Annotated in this window: 7 protein-coding genes, 2 rRNA genes and 1 pseudogene; 7 read left to right on the top strand and 3 right to left on the bottom strand. The window is 69.0% G+C overall.

Features of this window, described 5'->3' with window-relative positions:
- Nucleotides 1–740: 740 nt before the first annotated feature.
- The gene (locus OG959_RS17610; protein ID WP_326659538.1) at nucleotides 741–2,858 is read left to right on the top strand and encodes an asparagine synthase-related protein; all 2,118 of its coding nucleotides are present in this window, start codon (nucleotides 741–743) and stop codon (nucleotides 2,856–2,858) included.
- A gap of 233 nt (nucleotides 2,859–3,091) precedes the next feature.
- A pseudogene (locus tag OG959_RS17605) lies at nucleotides 3,092–6,563 on the top strand (BTAD domain-containing putative transcriptional regulator).
- Between the two features lie 93 nt (nucleotides 6,564–6,656).
- On the opposite strand, the gene OG959_RS17600 reads toward OG959_RS17605, so the two are convergent.
- Both OG959_RS17600 and OG959_RS17595 read right to left on the bottom strand, forming a co-directional pair.
- Nucleotides 6,657–8,696: a sigma-70 family RNA polymerase sigma factor gene (locus tag OG959_RS17600; RefSeq protein ID WP_326659536.1), complete on the bottom strand. Its 2,040-nt coding sequence runs from the start codon at nucleotides 8,694–8,696 to the stop codon at nucleotides 6,657–6,659.
- Between the two features lie 385 nt (nucleotides 8,697–9,081).
- Nucleotides 9,082–9,993 (bottom strand): TetR/AcrR family transcriptional regulator, encoded by a 912-nt coding sequence (locus OG959_RS17595; protein ID WP_326659534.1) that lies wholly within the window; start codon nucleotides 9,991–9,993, stop codon nucleotides 9,082–9,084.
- Between the two features lie 419 nt (nucleotides 9,994–10,412).
- On the opposite strand from OG959_RS17595, the gene OG959_RS17590 reads away from it, so the two are divergent.
- Together OG959_RS17590 and OG959_RS17585 are read left to right on the top strand one after the other, a co-directional pair.
- Nucleotides 10,413–11,729: an NAD(P)/FAD-dependent oxidoreductase gene (locus OG959_RS17590; protein ID WP_442805588.1), complete on the top strand. Its 1,317-nt coding sequence runs from the start codon at nucleotides 10,413–10,415 to the stop codon at nucleotides 11,727–11,729.
- A 194-nt stretch (nucleotides 11,730–11,923) separates the two neighbouring features.
- Nucleotides 11,924–13,588, top strand: a complete 1,665-nt coding sequence (locus tag OG959_RS17585; RefSeq protein WP_326659529.1) for an ATP-binding SpoIIE family protein phosphatase — start codon at nucleotides 11,924–11,926, stop codon at nucleotides 13,586–13,588.
- Nucleotides 13,589–13,615: 27 nt separating this feature from the next.
- Here OG959_RS17585 and OG959_RS17580 read toward each other — a convergent pair whose 3' ends face one another.
- On the bottom strand, nucleotides 13,616–14,923 hold the full coding sequence (locus OG959_RS17580; protein WP_326666440.1) for an MFS transporter: 1,308 nt from the start codon (nucleotides 14,921–14,923) through the stop codon (nucleotides 13,616–13,618).
- A gap of 146 nt (nucleotides 14,924–15,069) precedes the next feature.
- Here OG959_RS17580 and OG959_RS17575 point away from each other — a divergent pair, with 146 nt between their 5' ends.
- The 3 genes from OG959_RS17575 to OG959_RS17565 all read left to right on the top strand — a co-directional run bounded on the left by OG959_RS17575 (nucleotide 15,070) and on the right by OG959_RS17565 (nucleotide 21,165).
- Nucleotides 15,070–15,624 (top strand): MarR family winged helix-turn-helix transcriptional regulator, encoded by a 555-nt coding sequence (locus OG959_RS17575; protein ID WP_326659527.1) that lies wholly within the window; start codon nucleotides 15,070–15,072, stop codon nucleotides 15,622–15,624.
- A gap of 589 nt (nucleotides 15,625–16,213) precedes the next feature.
- Nucleotides 16,214–17,739: ribosomal RNA gene (locus OG959_RS17570) — 16S ribosomal RNA — on the top strand.
- A gap of 301 nt (nucleotides 17,740–18,040) precedes the next feature.
- Nucleotides 18,041–21,165, top strand: a 23S ribosomal RNA gene (locus OG959_RS17565).
- Together the 16S and 23S rRNA genes form the textbook arrangement of a ribosomal RNA operon.
- Nucleotides 21,166–21,196: the final 31 nt, after the last annotated feature.

Raw genomic sequence — 21,196 nt, 5'->3', positions numbered from 1 at the left:
GTGTGGCCGTGCGCCCGGCCGTGCGCTCTGGTCCGGTCCCCGCGGGAGCGCTTGCATGGGTGCTGCGTGGGTCGGCCCGCTGCACTGGACGCGGCGGGCTGGGGGAACACCGTCGCCTCATTCCCCGCAGGCGGCGGACCGGTCCGGGAGGCGGACTGCGCCTCCCGGACCTGGCGTGGAGCTGCTGCGGCTCTCGCTGTTCGTGTGGGTCCCGGGGCGACCGCCGAGTCCGTCCCGAACCCCTCTCTGGCCCTTCCCGACCCGGACGGGGTGTGCCACAGGTCTTGCGGCAGCACAGAGCGAACCGGTACGAATGCCTGCATACATGCCCGTGAGGTGCTGGCCGATCGGTTCCGGAGCCTCCTGAAATTGGCCGGATGTCGCCGGTCGGACGAGGTTGGGCCGACGGATTCGCGGACATCCCGACCGTCCTCCCGGTGGGGTGCCGGCCGTGGCCGGATCCGGGTCGTCACCCCAAGGCATGTGCGGGAACCCAACGCCCGGAATCCGCGACTCCGTTGCCTTCGGGTCCGACGCGCGCGGGCCGTTCACGGAACACCAGGTCCGGCGGCCGCGCTCCGGCCTTTGCCAGGGGCGCATGCGCTCGCGACGTGCGCCGTCCGTAGCCACTCCTGCGCGCCGTTGTCGTGGCAGCATGTCCGCAACGGCGCCGCGCGTTACCGGAGTTCTCCCGATACTGCCCTGCTGCGCCCTTTTGTCCACAGCCTGTGGAGGCGGCGATGCGTTGGTTGGTGGGTTGGAGCAGTATCGCCGCGAGCTTCGGCACGGTCGGAGCGGTCGGCGGCAGCGACGAGGGGCGCACGATGCACCCCGTGGGCTCCCAACTCCTGTGGGGGGACCCGGATCCGCTCTGGGCGGTCGGTGACTGGCGGCCCGACGAGATCCGCACCGTCCGGGTGGACACCGCCGAAGGCGCCCCCACCGCACGGCTCGCGGTGCTCGGCTGCTGCGGTGCCACGGACGAGCAACTGCGCGTCGGCCTGCTCGCCGCACGCGGCGGAGCGCTGCGCCACCTCACGGCCTGGACCGGCAGCTACACGGCAGTCGTCCAGATAGGCCGCCGGATCACCGTGGCCGGAGACCTCGCCGGTGCCCGCCCGGTCTTCTACACGCCCTGGGCCGGCGGCACCGCCTACGCCACCGCCGCGCTCCCCCTCGCCGACCTCATCGAGGCCCAGCTGGACATCGGCCACCTCGCCGCTCTGCTCGCCTGCCCCGAAACTCCGGAGGCGCTGCGCGACGGCACTCCGTACGAGGGGGTGAAGCGCATTCCGCCCGGACACGCGCTCATCCTCCGCGAGGGCTCGCGGGAGATCACGGGGTACGAGGCGGTGGCCTCCCTCGCCGTGGCCGCGCCCGAACTCGACCCGGTGAGCGCCGTCGACGGGGTGCGCGACGCCCTCGTCGAAGCGGTGCGCGCCAGACTCCTGGCCCCCCGCCACGCCCCGGAGACCCTGCCGCCCGACCCCGGCCCCGTCCCCGGAATGGGCCCCGCCGAACGCCGCGCGGCCAGGGGCGCACCCGTCCCCGGAATCGGCTCCGACCTCTCCGGGGGCAGCGCGTCGGCGACGCTGGCCCTGCTCGCCGCCGGGCTGCCCGGCCTGCCCGGGACGATCCTCGGCCACGGCACCGGTGCGGGGGAGCGGCTGCTCGCCGTCACCTTCAACGACCTGACGACCCGCGCCCACGAGGACGAGCTCGAACGCGCCCGGGTCATCGCCACCAATCCGAGGCTGCACCACGTCGTGGTCGCGGCGGGCGAAGAGGCGCTGCCCTACGCCGATCTGGACTTGGAGAGCGGTCCGCTCACCGACGAGCCCGCCCCCTCCCTCGTCCTCGTCGAACGCAACCGCCGCCGCCTCTCCGCGGGCAGCGCGGACCACTTCGTGGGTGACGGTGCCCGGCAGGTGCTCGACGCCCATCCGGCTCGCCTCGCCGACCTGCTGATCGATCGCAGACGGCGCCATCTGGTGCGCCCCGTCGCCGCGCTCGCCAAGGCCGAAGGCCCTTCCGCGCACTCCTTGTTCGTGCCGCTGACCGTCTACCGGGCGGCGCGCCGACTGGCCCGCACGTCCTACCGCACCGGTCTCGAAGCCGCTGCCGGCCGCCTGCCCGACGCCAACCGCCTCACCCCCGACCTGGACACCCCCGCCGACGCCTCGCTCGCCGCGCTGACCTGGTCCCGTCCGGGCCCCGCTGCCCGGTGGCTCACCGGAGAGGCACTGGCTGAAGTATCGGTTCGTCTCCAGGAAGCGGCGATCCGCCCCACCTCCGTCCAGCGTCCGGGCGAGGCCCGGGCCAGAGCCGCGCTCGCCCGGCACGCCGCCGGTCACCGCATTCTGGAACAGGCCGCCGAGGTCCGCAGCCAGCGGCTGCACGCCCCCTTCCTGGACAACCAGGTCGTACGCGCCGCCCGCGCGCTCCCCGAATCCCTCCGGGTCCAGCCGGGCGCCCGCGCGGCAATCCTGCGGCGGGTCCTGGCGGGTGCGGGTATCCACGAGCTGCCGCCCGGCTGGGGTACCCCGTCCCAGGCCACCTCGACCGCCGCCACCCGGACCGGCCTGCGCGCCTCGCTGCCCGAGCTGATCGCCCTGTTCGACGCCCCGCTGCTCGCCGACGCGGGCCTGGTCGAGGCCCGCGTCGTCCGCAAGGCCCTGCGCGCGGCCTCCGAGGGGGAGCCCCTGCCCCTGGACGGCCTGGCCGACCTCGCCTCCACGGAACTGTGGCTGCGCCGCCTCATCTCGCGGCGCGGCACCTGCTGGACGGGGACGGCGGCGCCACGGCAGCGCGCGGTCGCCGGCGGGGTGGCCCCGGCCCGACGGTCGCTGCAGGGGTAGTCGGCGGGGGGCCCGGCCCGACGGGGTCGCGGGTAGTCGGCGGGGGGCCCGGCCCGACGGGGTCGCGGGTAGTTCGGTGGGGTGGCTCCGGCCGACGGGGTCGCCGGGGAGTCGGCGGGGTGGCCCCGGCCCGACGGTTGTCGCAGGGGTGACCCGCAGGCCCGGGTTCGCTGCGCGTGACCTGGTGAGGCCGTCATGGCCCCGTTGCCCGGGCGGCGGGACACAATGGCGGAGTGCGGTATCTGATCCTGGGCATCACGGAGGCGCGAGACCAGCGCGGCGCTGCGCTGCCCCTCGGCGGTACGCGGCTGCGCGCCCTGCTCGCCGCCCTCGCCCTGCGGCCGGGCCGCGCCGTACCCGTCACCGAGCTCGTCGCGGACGTCTGGGCGGACGAGCCCCCGGCGGACGCCACCGCCGCGCTCCAGGCCCTCGTCGGGCGGCTGCGGCGGGTGCTGGGCAAGGACGCGCTGACCAGCGGCCCCGGCGGCTACCGCCTCGCCGCCCGTCCGGAGGACGTCGACCTGTACGTCTTCGAGCAGCTCGCCCGGCAGGGCGGGACTGAACTGGAGGCCGACGCCCCGGCGGACGCCGCCCGTACGCTGCGTACCGCACTCGCCCTCTGGCGCGGACCCGCACTCGCTGACCTGCCCGACGGGGACCATGGCCACGCCCTGCGTCCCGAGGCCCATCGACTGGCCGCACTGGAGCGCCGGATCGAGGCCGACCTGCGCTGCGCGGCGTCCGGGATGCCCGTGGCATCGGGGGCGTCCGCGGTTCCTGGGGCAGCTGCGGCGTCAGGGACCCCCGATGCCGCTCCCGCCCCTACCCCCGCGGCTCTCGTCGCCGAACTGACGGAACTGACCGCCGCCCACCCGTACGACGAACGCTTCCGTGCCCAGCTCATCCGCGCCCTCCGCGCCGACGGCCGACAGGCAGACGCGCTCGCGGCGTACGAGGACGCGCGCCGCACCCTTGTCGACGGCCTCGGCACCGACCCGGGGCCCGAACTCGCCGCTCTGCACCACGAACTGCTGGCCCCCGCATCGGCCAACCCCGCCGCGACCGGCACGTTTCACGTGAAACCGGCCCGGGGCAACCTGCGCCCCCGGCTCACCTCCTTCGTGGGGCGCGAACCGGAACTGCGCGCCATCCGGGACGACCTGGCGCGGTCTCGCCTGGTCACCCTGACCGGCCCCGGCGGCTCGGGGAAGACGCGCCTCGCAGAGGAGTCCGCGGCTCGAGAGGACCGGACGGCCGCCGAGCCCCGAGACGTCTGGCTCGCCGAACTCGCCCCGGTGGAGGATGCCGACGCCGTCCCGGGAGCCGTGATGTCCGCGCTCGGGTTGCGCGAGACGGCGCTGCTGCGGGACGGCAGCCACGACGGGCCCTTCACGCGCGCCGACCCGGTCGACCTGCTCGTCGACCGCCTCGGTTCGCGCGCACGGCCCGGCGCTGCTGCGGGACGGCAGCCACGACGGGCCCTTCACGCGCGCCGACCCGGTCGACCTGCTCGTCGACCGCCTCGGTTCGCGCGCACGGCCGGTCCTCCTCATCCTCGACAACTGTGAGCACGTCATCGGCGCGGCCGCCACGCTGGCCGAGACCCTGCTGACCCGCTGTCCGCAGCTGCGCGTCCTCGCCACCAGCCGCGAACCGCTCGGCGTGCCCGGCGAGTCCGTGCGACCGGTCGACCCGCTGCCCGCCGCCCCCGCCCACCGCCTGTTCACCGAACGCGCCAGGGCCGTTCGCCCCGGATTCGACCCCGAGCACGAGCCGGAACACGATGCGGACGTCGTCGACGAGATCTGCCGGCGGCTGGACGGTCTGCCGCTCGCCATCGAACTCGCCGCCGCGCGGTTGCGACTGCTCGGCCCACGCCAGATCGCGGACCGGCTCGACGACCGGTTCCGCCTGCTGACGGGGGGCAGCCGGACCGTACTGCCCCGCCAGCAGACCCTGCGGGCGGTCGTCGACTGGTCCTGGGACCTCCTCGACGAGGACGAACGCACCGCTCTGCGCCAGGTCTCCGTCTTCGCGGGCGGCTGGGACCTGACGGCCGCGGAAGCCGTCATCCGTACTCCTGCCGGGGCCGGCCCGCACATCCGCGCCGACACCGCCGACCTGATCGGTGCCCTGGTGGACAAATCCCTGGTCGTCGCCGCCCCGGCCGCCGACGGCACGATGCGCTACCGCCTCCTGGAGACCATCCACGAGTACGCCGTCGAGCGCTGCGCCGAGACCCCGGACATACGGACGGCCGCCGGACGGGCGCACACCGCGTACTTCACCGCGCTCGTCGAGGAGGCCGAGCCACGTCTGCGCTCCGGCGACCAGCTCCCCTGGATCCAGCGCCTGGAGACGGACCTCGACAACATTCGCGCCGCACTGCACCGCACCACGGCGGCCGCTCTCCCCTGCGAGCAGGACGCGACACGACTCGTGCTGGGCATGGGCTGGTTCTGGTGGCTGCGCAACTACCGCCCCGAGGGCCTCTCCTGGACCGAGCGGGTCCTGGCGCTCGGCCCGGATGCCGCGGACGACACGGACCCGCGGTACTGGGACCGGATGAACCTCCACATCCTGTGGTTCTTCTACGCGGCGGAGCGCGGGGAGACCGGCATGGACCAGAACGAGGCCCGGCTCCACGCGTTCGTGGAACGGGTGGCCGGGGCGTTCGCCTCCGCCGGGACGCGGGGTGCCCGGTTCCCCGGCCTGCTCTGGCCGATGACCTCATTCCTCACCGGGACGCCGGACGACGTACGGAGAAAGATCGACGCAGCCGTCGACAACGCCCGTATCCACGGTGGCGCGTGGGAATACGCCATCACCCTGATGTTCCGCACCCACATGATCGTCGACATGCCGGGCGGCATGCCCGGCATCGACGACGACCTCGCCGAACTGCGCGCGCTGAGCCGCCGCATCGGTGACCGGTGGATGCGTGCCCAGGTCGCCGGCGCCGCGGCCGAGGCGGGCATGATGCGCGGGCGCTACGACGAGGCGCGTGCGGCCTACGAGGAGGCGCTGCTGCTCGCCCGCGAGGTCGGCGCCCACGCCGAGGCCCCGTTCCTCCTGGCCCGGCTCGCCGAACTCTCCTATCGCACCGGCGACCTGGAAGCCGCCGCCGAGGGGCTGGACCGGTCGGAGGCCGAGGCGGAGAGCCATCAGGTGCACGAGGCCGCCGCGTACATCCACTACATCCGGGCCATGATGGCGTTCCACCGCGGCGATGCGGCGGTGGCCCGGCAACTGCTCGATGCCGCCCAGGGCGAGGCCGGGCGCGGTGGCCCGCCGTCACACTTCACCGTGGCGCTGGAGGGGCTGTCGGCCCGGATCTCGGTGTGCGAAGCCGGGCCTGCGGGCGGTCCCGTCGCCGGGCTGCGGGGGCTGCTGGCGGCGCTGGTCGCGGCGAGGGAGGCGCGGTGCCCCGAGATCGTCACCGGATACCTGGCGGACGGCGTGGCAACCGTGCTGCCGCAGCTGGGCCGCTACGAGGCCGCCGTACGCGTCCTGGCCGCCGCCGACAGCTGGCGGATGTCCGGCCCCAGGGCCGCGGCGGAGCAGACCGATGTGGACGCGGCCGAGCGGCTGGCCCGCAAGGAACTGGGGGAACCGCGGTACGAGAAGGAACGCGACGCAGGCCTCGGGCTGACCCTCGACGACGTCATCGGCCTGCTGGAGGGCATCACCGCTGACCTTCCGTGACCCGCGAGATCACGGAGCCGCCATGCCCTCCGAGGGCACGGGGGCGGGGCCCCGGCCCACATCCGCCACCAGGTACGGGACTGCTCCTGCCGCTCATCGGCAGCTGATACGCGATTCGGCCCAGTCGGCGAGGGCGAATCCGCCGAACGGGGTCGTCGGCTCCACGACGAGCCGGATCCGCTCCTGGCCCTCGATGCCGACGTCCACCGGAACAGCCGGGTCATCGCCCTGCATCACAGGGGACTGCCACAGCCGCGCCCCGTCGCCGTCGAACACCGAGAACCGCACCGAGCCGAGCCCCATGGTCAGGTCGTCCACGCCGACCATCGCCTCGTAGCGCGTGCACGAGCGGTTCAGCTGGATGGAGACCGAGGAACGGCTGTGGACGGTCACCCCGTGCGTGTACCGCGTGCCACCGATCGACATACCGGAACGCTGCCAGACCCAGCTGCTCTCACCGAGCACCACCTCGGGGCCGGTGTGGTCGCCGAGCAGGGTGTAGTCCAGCTCGCTGACCTGGTACACCTCCGGGGCCGGAGCGGGAGGTGGCGGAGCCGGCGCCGAGGGCGTGGGTTTCGGGGTGGGGGACGGTGGAGGCGTGGGGGTCGGAGTAGGTGCCGGCGTCGGGGTCGGCGTAGGCGTCGGGGTGGGTGTGGGCGTCGGGGTGGGCGTGGGCGTGGGATCCGGCGGTGCGGGAGCCGGTGGAGCGGGAACGGGGGGCGTCGGTGTCGGCTTGGGAGGCGTGGGGGTCGGCACCGCGGGCGCCACGGCCGGGGGCCGGGCGACCGGCTTCGCCTCGGGGCGTGGCTGGTCGTCCCCGACCAGGGCCCAGACCAGCCCGGCCGCGGCAGCGACGGCGACCGTGGCCGCGATGCCGGCCTTCGCCGGAGCCCCGAGCCCCTCGGAGGCGGCGGCGCCTCCGGCGGAGCCCGCCGACGAGCTGCCTCCGGTCGCCGCGGCGGCGGCCCCCGCACCGGCGGCACCGACAGCGCCCCCTGCCACGACTCCGGCTGCCTTGAGCGCGTACCCGGCTGCGAACCAGCCGATGACCGCGACCGGCAGCAGCGCGGGGATCCCGGCGTTGACATGGGCCAGTTCGCCTGCCGCGAGCCGGCACTTCTCACAGGCGTCCAGATGGCCGCGCAGACCCCGCTCGGCCCGCATCCGAAGGCCCCCACGGGCGTAGGCGCCGAGCCGGTCCGCGTAGCGGGCGCAGTCGCCGCCGGAGGTGAGCGCCTGGCTCACATGGGCCTGCAGGTAGGCCTGCTTGAGCCCTTCACGGGCACGGCTGGCCAGCACCGACGTGGCGTTGGCCGTCAGTCCGAACAGCGGGGCGATGTCGCTGGGCGACTCCTCCTCGACGGTGGTGTGCCACAGGACGGCCTGCCAGCGCTCGGGGAGGCTGCGGAACGCCTGCATCGCCATCGACTGTTCGGCCTCGTGCATCGCCATCACGTCGGCACCGAGGTCGAGCGTGTCCGCGTCCGACACCTCGGAGGTGCGCGATGCCTGCGCGGCGAACACCGCGAAGTCGTCGACCAGGTGCTCGCGCTTCGCGGTCTTCGTCCACGCGGCGGCGACATGCCGGACCGCCGTCATCAGGTAGGCCCGTACGGCCTCCTCGGGTCCCTTGCCGCCCCGCACCGCCTGCAGGGTCCGGGCGAAGACCTCGGCCGTCAGGTCGTCGGCGGTGTGCGCGTCCCGGCAGCAGGTACGCGCATAGCGGCGCACGGCGTCGGAATGGCGGCGGAACAGCTCCTCGTACGCGAGGTCGTCGCCCTCACGCAGCCGCCGGATCAGCTGGGCGTCGGAGGGGGCGAGCCCGGAGGCGTCCCCGGCAGGCGTGCTGAGGGGCGCCCGCTGCATGGGTACCGCGGCCGCCGCGGCGGCATCGGTCGCGTCCGTGTCCACAGCCGGCGACTTCTCGACGGGTGCGGGCGGCCACGGCCCGGGCAGGACGGTGCCGCCGCCCTCGTCCCCGGCGTCCTCTTGGCCGGTGACGTCGCCGCCGGCACCCGGGCGCCGGGGCCCGGCCTGGCTCGGCACCTGATGCCCGGACAGTCCGCCCGTCTCCGTGCCGCCGACGGCGGACCCACCGTCGAGCGACTCTTCCTGCTGCCCGTCACCGCTCATCGCGGACGCCCCCGTATGCGCTGTCGGACCCGAACACCGGGCAAGCGTGCCACAGGGCGCACGCACGGCGGCCCCTCAGCCTCGGCAACCACTCATCCGGGGCGCATTCCCGATTGCGCGCACTAGTGGGCACCCTTTTGGGGAAGGAGTAACGGGATAGGTTGACGGGGCAGTTGGGGCGGAACACCACGATCGCGACGGAAGTGCCCTATCCGGACCCAGGCGGCCCACCGAGGCAGGAACGCCTTCATCCGGACCGGGGCGGCCCCGGCCGGGGCCGCCCCACCACCGGGCAACACCACCGGGCAACACCACCCGGCTGCACCACCGGGCAACGTTCACCCGGCAGCACCACCACCCGGCAACGCCACAGGGCAGCACGCCCTCACACGGGGCGCGAGCGCAGTCCCTCCAGCAGGATGTCCAGCAGCCGGGCCGAGGCCGCCGCCTGCTGGGCCGCGTCGGGCAGCGAGGGCGCCGCCGTCGCGATGACCAGCAGCACATCGGCCACCGTCACATCACGGCGCAGCTCACCCGACGCCCGAGCCCGGTCGACCAGCCGGCCCACGACCTCCAGCAGATCGGCAGCTCCGGGGCCGAGGTCCTCGCTCCCGTCCGCCGGTACGGACGGGTGATCGGCCACCCGCAGACCCGCCTGGCCCGCGGCCTGACCGGTCTCCTGGCGCTGCTGGGGCACCCGGGGTTCGTCCCACGAGTCACCCGGCGCCGCGTCCGCGGCCCGCGCGGCCGCATCGCCGACCACCGCGGACTCGTCGGCCTCGACACCGACCCGCAGTATCTGCGGAGGCAGCAGCCGCCCGGCACCCGAGGCCACCGACGTCCGCAGGAAGCGCGACAGCGCCGACCACGGCTCCTCCTCCTGACCCAGCGCGGACCGGGCCTGGTCGGTCAGCCGGGCAGTCTCCTCCTCGGCTATCCGCCGCACCAGCACGTCCTTGCTGGGAAAGCGCCGGTACACCGTTCCGACCCCGACCCGGGCGCGCCGTGCCACGTCCTCCATCGGAGCGCCGTAGCCCAGCTCGCCGAACACCTCGCGCGCCGCCCGCAGCACATGCTCCAGATTGCGCTGCGCGTCCACGCGCAGCGGCGCCGAGCGGCCGTGTGTGCCGGCCCCGCCGACCTGCGCGCCGAGCGCGGCTCCGAGCGTGCTCACGGTCCCCGGCGATGCGCCGGGCCCGTCCGCCCCGAGCCCGCTCACTGTGCCGACTGCCCCGATCCGTCCGTTTCCTTCGGACGTGACCGCAGCAGTCGGCCAATGCGATTCCTGAATATGCATAACTGTTCCCCCGGTTATGACGTCTCCCCCCGGAGACTCCCGCCGTATCAGTCGAGGGTGGACCGATGGTCACCGTCCGACACCCCGACGACACACGAACATAGTTGAGCCAGGGTCAATTCAGAAGGGGGCAGCCCCCCGGGAGCGCCCTCCGGCCGGAGCGCCGACCGGCCGGTCACCCGCCCGAACCCCTTCCGCCGCCCTCCCCGCAACCTCTGACCTGCGGTACTTCCGCACATACGGCACTGCCTCGGGCCGCGGCCCGTACAGAACCTCCGGTCACACAATTTGCCGGGGCTGTGGACAAACTCCTGCGCACGTTGCGTCATGGGGTGGTGATGGCTTCAGATTCCGGGGGAACACCCCCCGGCCCCCCGCCGGGTGTGCGCATTCTCGTCGTCGGTGGGGGCTATGTCGGGATGTACACAGCGCTGCGTCTCCAACGGAAGCTGAAGCAGAGACTGAGAAGCGGTGAAGCGGAGATCACCGTCGTCACCCCCGACCCTTATATGACGTATCAGCCGTTCCTCCCCGAGGCCGCCGCAGGTTCCATCTCACCGCGTCACGTCGTCGTGCCGCTGCGCCGGGTCCTGCCGCACTGCACCATCGTCGTCGGGGAGGCCCGGCGCATCGATCACACCAAGCGCACCGCGACCGTCACCACCCTCGCCACGGCCGAGGACGGCACCGGCGCCGTGGAGATCCCGTACGACGAGCTCGTCCTCGCCCCCGGCTCCGTCTCTCGCACCCTCCCGGTCCCCGGCCTCGCCGAGCACGGCTTCGGCTTCAAGACGATCGAAGAGGCCATCGGGCTGCGCAACCACGTGATCGAGCAGATGGACATCGCGTCGGCCACCCGCGACCCCGCCATCCGCGACGCCGCCCTCACCTTCGTCTTCGTCGGCGGCGGATACGCGGGAGTGGAGGCACTCGCCGAACTGGAGGACATGGCCCGCTACACCGCGCGGTACTACCACAACATCAAGGCCGAGGACCTGAAATGGATCCTCGTCGAGGCGACCGGCCGCATCCTCCCCGAGGTAGGGGAGTCGATGGGCAAGTACGCGGTCAGAGAGCTGCGCGGCCGCAACATCGACGTACGCCTCGACACCCGGCTGGAGTCCTGCGAGGACCGGATCGCCGTGCTCAGTGACGGCTCCCGCTTCCCGACCCGCACGCTCGTGTGGACCGCCGGGGTCAAACCCGCCCCGCTGCTCGCCCACACCGGTCTGCCCCTCAACGAACGCGGCAGGCTCGTCTGCACCGCCCGGCTCACCGTCGAGGGCACCGAACACGCCTGGGCCGCAGGTGACGCCGCCGCCGTCCCCGACCTGACCGCCGCCGAACCGGGCAGGGAGACCGCGCCCAACGCCCAGCACGCGGTCCGCCAGGCCAAGGTCCTCGCCGACAACCTCGTCGCCGCGATCGACGGCAGCCCGCTCAAGGAGTACCGGCACAGGTACGCGGGATCCGTCGCCTCCCTCGGACTCCACCAGGGCGTCGCGCATGTGTACGGCCGCCGGCTCAAGGGGTACCCGGCCTGGCTCATGCACCGCACGTACCACCTGAGCCGCGTCCCGACGTTCAACCGGAAGGCCCGGGTGCTGGCCGAATGGACCCTGGCCGGACTCTTCAAGCGCGAGATCGTCTCGCTGGGCTCCCTGGAACACCCCAGGGCCGAGTTCGAGATCGCCGCAGGCAGGCGCCCCCGTCCGGACGACGGCGACTGTCAGTAGGGTCCGACACACTGGACGTGTGACCATAGGTGGGCTCACATCTGCACAGAGTGACCCGGCAGGCAGCGACCGACAGTGACCATCGAGGAAGACCGTCCCAGGGGCAACAGACCGCCACCGCATACTTGTGACGCCCCGGCAGAGGAAGCAGCCCGCCCGAGCGGACCAGACCGACACACGAGGCAATGGATTCCGTGAACTTCACGCGTTGGAGCGCCCGCCTACCCGGTACGCAGCGCCGAGCCGCCCGGGACGACCGCAGTCCCGTACCGGCGGCCCGTGCCGAGTACGCACAGGCCGACACCGGGTCGGGCCCTCCGGGCGGCGATCCCGGCGGCCCCGGCAACCGGCCCACCGGACCCGCTCTGGAAGACCTCTCCGCCCGCGACATCCTCAGCCGGCTGCCGGCTCTCGTCGCCCTGGTGCACGGGCCCGATCACTGCATCACCTACGTCAACGACGCCTACACCGCGGCGTTCGGCCCGCGCCCCCTCGACGTCCCCGCGGCCGAGGCGATGCCCGAACTCACCGAGCTCAGCCTGCTGCCCCTGATGGACCAGGTCCTGCGCAGCGGTACGCCGCGCACGGTCAAGTCCCGCAAGGCCGGCAGCGGCAACTCGTACACGGTCACCTGCACCCCCGTGCGACACGAGAAGGGCAAGGGCCACGAGGGCGGCGTCCTCGTGTACGCCGCGGATGTCACCGACCACGCGGAAGCGGCAGAGCGGCTGCGCACCAGCGAGAGCCGGCACCGCAAGACGGCCGTCACCCTTCAGCGCTCGCTGCTCCCGCAGGAGCTGGAGCAGCCCGACGACCTGCGGATCGCCGCCACCTACCAGCCGGGCGGGACGGACGCCGCGGTCGGCGGCGACTGGTACGACGTCATCACCCTCGGGGCGGGCCGCACCGCTCTGGTCATCGGGGACGTGATGGGCCGCGGGGTGCGCGCCGCGGCGGTGATGGGCCAGCTGCGCACGGCCGTGCGCGCCTACGCCCGTCTCGACCTCCCGCCGCACGAGGTGCTCCAGCTGCTCGACGGCCTCGCCGCCGAGATCGACGCCAGCCAGATCGCGACCTGCGCCTACGCCGTCCACGATCCCAACGAGGGGCTGCTCGTCTACTCCTCAGCCGGCCACCTCCCGATCCTGGTGCGGGACGAGGACGGCACGGTCCACCGCGCCGAGGACCCGACCGGCCCCCCACTCGGCACCGGCGGCTGGATCCACACCTCGGGCACGATCGCGCTGCCGCCCGGCTCCACGGCCGTCCTCTATACGGACGGCCTGGTCGAACGCCGCAGCGAGGACATCGACGAGGGCGTGGCCTCGCTGGAGCGGGCGCTGTCCGGTGCGAAGGGGTCGCCGCAGGTGGTCTGCGACCGTCTGATGCGCTCCCTCAACATCACCGCCGAGCACGACGACGACGTGGCGGTGCTGGTCGTCCAGCACCCCGCCCGCACGGGAGCGACGGCCGAGCTGTTCCACAACGCCTCGCTCGATCTGCTCGGCGGCATCGAGGCCGCCCCGCGCGCCCGCGCCTTCGCGACGGGTGTGCTGACGTCCTGGCGTTTCCCGATGGAGCTGTGCGAACTGGGCGTCCTCGCCGCCGGTGAGCTCGTGGCCAACTCCCTGCAGCACGGGACACCACCGATGCGCCTGGCCCTGCGGCGCACGGACCGCAGACTGATCATCGAAGTGACCGACGGCGACGACCACCTGCCGCGTCGCCGCCGCGCCGAACCGGGGGACGAGGCGGGCCGGGGCATCTCCATCGTCGAGTCGATCGCCACGTCCTGGGGCAGCCGCCGCACACCCGGCGGCGGCAAGGCGGTCTGGTGCGAATTCGCCCTGCCGCAGTAGCGGACCGAGGCTCGCGGACCCGTACGGTCAGTGCACGGCGGCGACGGGCGCCGGCCCGTCGGCCGACGCGTTCTCCGGCAACGACACGGCCACCACCCGCGACGGCACGGCCGCGAGCGAAGGCTGGTCCTGTACGGGGGTGAGCCGCCGCCCGAGCCGCAGCGCGAGCACCGTGATGCCCAGCGAGAACAGCACGAACGTCACGATGTACGGCCCGTGCAGCGAGGCCCCCATCGGTCCGCCCACGGCAGGTCCGACCGCCAGCGCCAGCTGCTTGCAGAGCGCGAACGCCGAGTTGTACTGACCGACCATCGACTCCGGCGCGAGATCGGCGACCAGAGGCGCGACGGTCGGGGACAGCATCGACTCGCCGAGCCCGAACAGCGCGTAGGTGGAGATCATCGCGGCGGTCGCCATGGTCTGGCTGCCGTGTCCGAGGCCCGCGTAGCCCGCCACGATCCAGGCGAACGCCCAGATCAGGCCGACGGAGGCGATGACCCGGCTGCGCTTGCGGCGCTCCACCAGGCGCAGCACCACGAACTGGGCCACGACGATGACGGCGGTGTTGGCCGCCAGTGCGATCCCGAGCGTCGAGGGCTGGATCCCGGCGGCCTCGGTGCCGTAGGCGGCAAGGCCGGATTCGAACTGTCCGTAGCAGGCGAAGAACACCACGAAGCCCAGCACGCACAGCTGCACCATGGCCCGGTGCGAGAGCAGCACCCGCAGTCCGCCGCGAGGAGCGCTCCCGTCGGCCGCTGCTTCCTTCGCGAGGGCAGTGGGGCGGGGCATCCGCACGGTCGCCGCGATGGCGCCGAGCACGAGGAACATGACCGCTTCGATCAGGAACAGCATCGTGAAGGAGGAGGCCCGGCTCGTGTCCACGATCAGCCCGCCGACCAGGCCACCGATCCCGAGCCCCAGGTTCTGGAGGAAGAACTGCATGGCGAAGGCGCGGGTACGGGTGGTGGCGTCGGAGCAGCGGACGAGCATCGTGGCGAGGGCCGGCTGCATGACGGCGGTCCCCGCGCCGAGCACCGCTGCCGACAGGACGGCGGCAGTGACCTGCGAGGAGAAGCCCAGCGCGACGGCCCCCAGGGAGGCGACGGCAGAGGCGACGACCAGTACGGGCAGTGGCCCGCGACGGTCGATGACCCGGCCGGTGAACGGTAGGACGGCGAGCGCTGCCATGGCGAAGACCGCCAGTACGACTCCCGCCGTACCGGCACCGAGATCCCGTACCTGCGCCACGTAGACGTACAGATACGGAACGGTGAACCCGAGCCCGAACGCGCTCAGCGCGCTCCCCAGCTGGATCCGCCGCAGTGCTGCACCCATTTCCCTGGTCACACTCACCTACCTCAAGGTCTAGAAACCACGTCGCGAACGACTTGAACCCGAAGACTTTAACACTAAAGTTAGAACCTCAACAATACAGAGCGAAGGACTTCGACGGGTACGGAGGGCGTGCCATACTGCCCGCCATGTCTGACACCACGGAGCCCGAGCTCCAGGAGCCGAGCCTCGACGAGCAGATCGCCGCCTACCAGCGCGAGTTCCGCGACCTGGACCCGCAGGTCGAGCAGGTCGTCTCGGCCCTCGGTCGGCTGAACCGCCGTATGAACGTGGCGTACGGACGGCAGGTCGCCGCCCTCGGCATCAGCAACGCCGAGTGGGAGGTCCTCAAGACCCTCGTACTGTCCGGTGCGCCCTACCGGCTGGGCCCCGGCGAACTCGCCAAGCGCCTCGGCCTCACCCCGGCCGCGATGACGCACCGCATCGACCGCATGGCGGGCGAAGGTCTCGTCACCCGCGACCGCGACGAGAACAACCGGGTACGCGTCATCGTCGAGCTGACGGACGAGGGCCGTACGAAGTGGCTGGAGGCGATGCGGATGGCCACGGACTTCGAGGAGGACCTGCTCCAGGACCTCTCGGGCGACGAGCGCGGAGCCCTCGGCGAGATGCTGATCCGCCTCCTGCGCCGCGTCGAGCACGCCCAGCCGGACGCCGGCGGACGCCTCACCGACCTGGGCTGAGACGGCGGGGTGCGGCCCTGCGGGGGCTGCCAGGGAGGGGGTTGACACGACCCCACGCGATCCGTAAGGTTCTTCGAGTTGTCCCCGAGCCGGAACGGTTCTTCGACAACCATCCGCCGCGAATGCGGCAACCACTCTCGACACGATCTCTCCCACTCGGGACCAATTTCGGCATGCCGAAATTGATTGCGAAGACTCGATTATGAGTCGCCGGGAAAATTCGCTAGAGTTTGGGGCGTCGGAACGGCCCAACAGCCGGAAAGACAAAACCCGCTGACTGGGAATCAGGCCCGAAAGGATCTGATAGAGTCGGAAACGCAAGACCGAAGGGAAGCGCCCGGAGGAAAGCCCGAGAGGGTGAGTACGAAGGAAGCGTCCGTTCCTTGAGAACTCAACAGCGTGCCAAAAGTCAACGCCAGATATGTTGATACCCCGACCTGTTTCGGCAGGTTCGAGGTTCCTTTGAAAGTCCTGCCAGGCCTTTACCGGCTTGGTAGGCAATGCACACAGCGAGGACATAGCGAACGACCGGTCCTATTCCGACTCGGTTGTTCCGCTCTCGTGGTGTCTACCCGATTACGGGAAAACATTCACGGAGAGTTTGATCCTGGCTCAGGACGAACGCTGGCGGCGTGCTTAACACATGCAAGTCGAACGATGAAGCCTTTCGGGGTGGATTAGTGGCGAACGGGTGAGTAACACGTGGGCAATCTGCCCTTCACTCTGGGACAAGCCCTGGAAACGGGGTCTAATACCGGATAATACTTTCTCTCTCATGGGGGAAGGTTAAAAGCTCCGGCGGTGAAGGATGAGCCCGCGGCCTATCAGCTAGTTGGTGGGGTAATGGCCTACCAAGGCGACGACGGGTAGCCGGCCTGAGAGGGCGACCGGCCACACTGGGACTGAGACACGGCCCAGACTCCTACGGGAGGCAGCAGTGGGGAATATTGCACAATGGGCGAAAGCCTGATGCAGCGACGCCGCGTGAGGGATGACGGCCTTCGGGTTGTAAACCTCTTTCAGCAGGGAAGAAGCGAAAGTGACGGTACCTGCAGAAGAAGCGCCGGCTAACTACGTGCCAGCAGCCGCGGTAATACGTAGGGCGCAAGCGTTGTCCGGAATTATTGGGCGTAAAGAGCTCGTAGGCGGCTTGTTGCGTCGGTTGTGAAAGCCCGGGGCTTAACCCCGGGTCTGCAGTCGATACGGGCAGGCTAGAGTGTGGTAGGGGAGATCGGAATTCCTGGTGTAGCGGTGAAATGCGCAGATATCAGGAGGAACACCGGTGGCGAAGGCGGATCTCTGGGCCATTACTGACGCTGAGGAGCGAAAGCGTGGGGAGCGAACAGGATTAGATACCCTGGTAGTCCACGCCGTAAACGTTGGGAACTAGGTGTTGGCGACATTCCACGTCGTCGGTGCCGCAGCTAACGCATTAAGTTCCCCGCCTGGGGAGTACGGCCGCAAGGCTAAAACTCAAAGGAATTGACGGGGGCCCGCACAAGCAGCGGAGCATGTGGCTTAATTCGACGCAACGCGAAGAACCTTACCAAGGCTTGACATCGCCCGGAAAGCCGTAGAGATACGGCCCCCCTTGTGGTCGGGTGACAGGTGGTGCATGGCTGTCGTCAGCTCGTGTCGTGAGATGTTGGGTTAAGTCCCGCAACGAGCGCAACCCTTGTTCTGTGTTGCCAGCATGCCCTTCGGGGTGATGGGGACTCACAGGAGACTGCCGGGGTCAACTCGGAGGAAGGTGGGGACGACGTCAAGTCATCATGCCCCTTATGTCTTGGGCTGCACACGTGCTACAATGGCCGGTACAATGAGCTGCGATGCCGCGAGGCGGAGCGAATCTCAAAAAGCCGGTCTCAGTTCGGATTGGGGTCTGCAACTCGACCCCATGAAGTCGGAGTTGCTAGTAATCGCAGATCAGCATTGCTGCGGTGAATACGTTCCCGGGCCTTGTACACACCGCCCGTCACGTCACGAAAGTCGGTAACACCCGAAGCCGGTGGCCCAACCCCTTGTGGGAGGGAGCTGTCGAAGGTGGGACTGGCGATTGGGACGAAGTCGTAACAAGGTAGCCGTACCGGAAGGTGCGGCTGGATCACCTCCTTTCTAAGGAGCATCTAGATTCCGCAAGGAATCCAGAGACCATTTCGTCGGCAAATGTTCGACGGTGGTTGCTCAAGGGTGGAACGTTGACTATTCGGCACGATGAGCACGGTTTCGTTAGTACTGCTTCGGCGTGGAAAACGGGAACGGGTTGATCGGGTCGGGCACGCTGTTGGGTATCTGAAGGTACGGGCTCATTTGAGTCTGTCCTTCGGTTGCCGGCCCCAGTGAACTCGTTCTTCGGAGCGGGGTGATGGGTGGCTGGTCGTTGTTTGAGAACTGCACAGTGGACGCGAGCATCTGTGGCCAAGTTTTTAAGGGCGCACGGTGGATGCCTTGGCACCAGGAACCGATGAAGGACGTGGGAGGCCACGATAGTCCCCGGGGAGCTGTCAACCAAGCTTTGATCCGGGGGTTTCCGAATGGGGAAACCCGGCAGTCGTCATGGGCTGTCACCCGCTGCTGAACACATAGGCAGTGTGGAGGGAACGAGGGGAAGTGAAACATCTCAGTACCCTCAGGAAGAGAAAACAACCGTGATTCCGGGAGTAGTGGCGAGCGAAACTGGATCAGGCCAAACCGTATGCGTGTGATACCCGGCAGGGGTTGCGCATGCGGGGTTGTGGGATCTCTTTTTCATGGTCTGCCGGCCGTGAGACGAGTCAGAAACCGTTGATGTAGGCGAAGGACATGCGAAAGGTCCGGCGTAGAGGGTAAGACCCCCGTAGCTGAAACATCAACGGCTCGTTTAAGAGACACCCAAGTAGCACGGGGCCCGAGAAATCCCGTGTGAATCTGGCGGGACCACCCGTTAAGCCTAAATATTCCCTGGTGACCGATAGCGGATAGTACCGTGAGGGAATGGTGAAAAGTACCGCGGGAGCGGAGTGAAATAGTACCTGAAACCGTGTGCCTACAAGCCGTGGGAGCGTCGCTGTGTGTGCTTGCACATGCAGTCGTGACTGCGTGCCTTTTGAAGAATGAGCCTGCGAGTTTGCGGTGTGTTGCGAGGTTAACCCGTGTGGGGAAGCCGTAGCGAAAGCGAGTCCGAATAGGGCGATTTAGTAGCGCGCTCAAGACCCGAAGCGGAGTGATCTAGCCATGGGCAGGTTGAAGCGGAGGTAAGACTTCGTGGAGGACCGAACCCACCAGGGTTGAAAACCTGGGGGATGACCTGTGGTTAGGGGTGAAAGGCCAATCAAACTCCGTGATAGCTGGTTCTCCCCGAAATGCATTTAGGTGCAGCGTCGTGTGTTTCTTGCCGGAGGTAGAGCACTGGATAGGCGATGGGCCCTACCGGGTTACTGACCTTAGCCAAACTCCGAATGCCGGTAAGTGAGAGCACGGCAGTGAGACTGTGGGGGATAAGCTCCATGGTCGAGAGGGAAACAGCCCAGAGCATCGACTAAGGCCCCTAAGCGTACGCTAAGTGGGAAAGGATGTGGAGTCGCAGAGACAACCAGGAGGTTGGCTTAGAAGCAGCCACCCTTGAAAGAGTGCGTAATAGCTCACTGGTCAAGTGATTCCGCGCCGACAATGTAGCGGGGCTCAAGCGTACCGCCGAAGTCGTGTCATTCACACATATAGGGCCAACGCCTGTGTGGATGGGTAGGGGAGCGTCGTGTGCCGGGTGAAGCAGCCGCGGAAGCGAGTTGTGGACGGTTCACGAGTGAGAATGCAGGCATGAGTAGCGATACACACGTGAGAAACGTGTGCGCCGATTGACTAAGGGTTCCTGGGTCAAGCTGATCTGCCCAGGGTAAGTCGGGACCTAAGGCGAGGCCGACAGGCGTAGTCGATGGACAACCGGTTGATATTCCGGTACCCGCTTTGAAACGCCCAATACTGAATCAGGCGATGCTAAGTCCGTGAAGCCGGCCCGATCTCTTCGGAGTTGAGGGTAGTGGTGGAGCCGACGAACCAGACTTGTACTAGGTAAGCGATGGGGTGACGCAGGAAGGTAGTCCAGCCCGGGCGGTGGTAGTCCCGGGGTAAGGGTGTAGGCCGTGTGGTAGGTAAATCCGTCACACATTAAGGCTGAGACCTGATGCCGAGCCGATTGTGGTGAAGTGGATGATCCTATGCTGTCGAGAAAAGCCTCTAGCGAGTTTCATGGCGGCCCGTACCCTAAACCGACTCAGGTGGTCAGGTAGAGAATACCGAGGCGTTCGGGTGAACTATGGTTAAGGAACTCGGCAAAATGCCCCCGTAACTTCGGGAGAAGGGGGGCCATCACTGGTGAGGGAACTTGCTTCCTGAGCTGGGGGTGGCCGCAGAGACCAGCGAGAAGCGACTGTTTACTAAAAACACAGGTCCGTGCGAAGCCGTAAGGCGATGTATACGGACTGACGCCTGCCCGGTGCTGGAACGTTAAGGGGACCGGTTAGCTGACTTTCGGGTCGGCGAAGCTGAGAACTTAAGCGCCAGTAAACGGCGGTGGTAACTATAACCATCCTAAGGTAGCGAAATTCCTTGTCGGGTAAGTTCCGACCTGCACGAATGGCGTAACGACTTCTCGACTGTCTCAACCATAGGCCCGGTGAAATTGCACTACGAGTAAAGATGCTCGTTTCGCGCAGCAGGACGGAAAGACCCCGGGACCTTTACTATAGTTTGATATTGGTGTTTGGTTCGGCTTGTGTAGGATAGGTGGGAGACTTTGAAGCGGCCACGCCAGTGGTTGTGGAGTCGTCGTTGAAATACCACTCTGGTCGTGCTGGATGTCTAACCTGGGTCCGTGATCCGGATCAGGGACAGTGTCTGATGGGTAGTTTAACTGGGGCGGTTGCCTCCTAAAGAGTAACGGAGGCGCCCAAAGGTTCCCTCAGCCTGGTTGGCAATCAGGTGTTGAGTGTAAGTGCACAAGGGAGCTTGACTGTGAGACCGACGGGTCGAGCAGGGACGAAAGTCGGGACTAGTGATCCGGCAGTGGCTTGTGGAAGCGCTGTCGCTCAACGGATAAAAGGTACCCCGGGGATAACAGGCTGATCTTCCCCAAGAGTCCATATCGACGGGATGGTTTGGCACCTCGATGTCGGCTCGTCGCATCCTGGGGCTGGAGTCGGTCCCAAGGGTTGGGCTGTTCGCCCATTAAAGCGGTACGCGAGCTGGGTTTAGAACGTCGTGAGACAGTTCGGTCCCTATCCGCTGTGCGCGTAGGAATATTGAGAAGGGCTGTCCCTAGTACGAGAGGACCGGGACGGACGAACCTCTGGTGTGCCAGTTGTCCTGCCAAGGGCATGGCTGGTTGGCTACGTTCGGAAAGGATAACCGCTGAAAGCATCTAAGCGGGAAGCCTGCTTCGAGATGAGTATTCCCACCCTCTTGAAGGGTTAAGGCTCCCAGTAGACGACTGGGTTGATAGGCCAGATGTGGAAGCCCGGTAACGGGTGGAGCTGACTGGTACTAATAGGCCGAGGGCTTGTCCTCAGTTGCTCGCGTCCACTGTGTTAGTTCTGAA

This window comes from Streptomyces sp. NBC_00385 (assembly GCF_035917155.1).
In the GTDB taxonomy this organism is placed as follows: Bacteria; Actinomycetota; Actinomycetes; order Streptomycetales; family Streptomycetaceae; genus Streptomyces; species Streptomyces poriferorum.
This window is presented reverse-complemented; position numbering and strand designations above follow the sequence as displayed.